The sequence below is a fragment of the Novosphingobium sp. 11B genome (assembly GCF_054589055.1).
In genome coordinates this window covers 1-254 of record NZ_BAAILP010000267.1, presented here as the reverse complement: position 1 = coordinate 254, position 254 = coordinate 1, and the positions used below count along the sequence as shown (strand labels likewise).

1 protein-coding gene is annotated in these 254 nt (G+C 65.0%); it reads left to right on the top strand.

From position 1 onward, the window contains the following. Nucleotides 1–254, top strand: a 254-nt coding sequence (locus ACYPYD_RS23005; RefSeq protein WP_459665755.1) for a phytanoyl-CoA dioxygenase family protein, incomplete at both ends; no start/stop codon positions are given.

The following is a 254-nucleotide window of genomic DNA, read 5'->3' as shown; positions in this document are numbered from 1 at the left end:
AAGCCGGGGTTCAAGGGCCGCGAGTTCTACTGGCACTCCGACTTCGAGACCTGGCACGCCGAGGATGGCATGCCGCGCATGCGCGCGCTGTCGATGTCGGTGCTGCTGGCGGAAAACACGCCTAACAACGGCCCGCTGATGGTGATCCCCGGATCGCAGCACGTCTTCATCGCCTGCGTGGGCGAGACGCCGGACGATCACTACAAGGCGTCGTTGCGCAAGCAGGAATACGGCGTGCCCGACGAGGACACGCT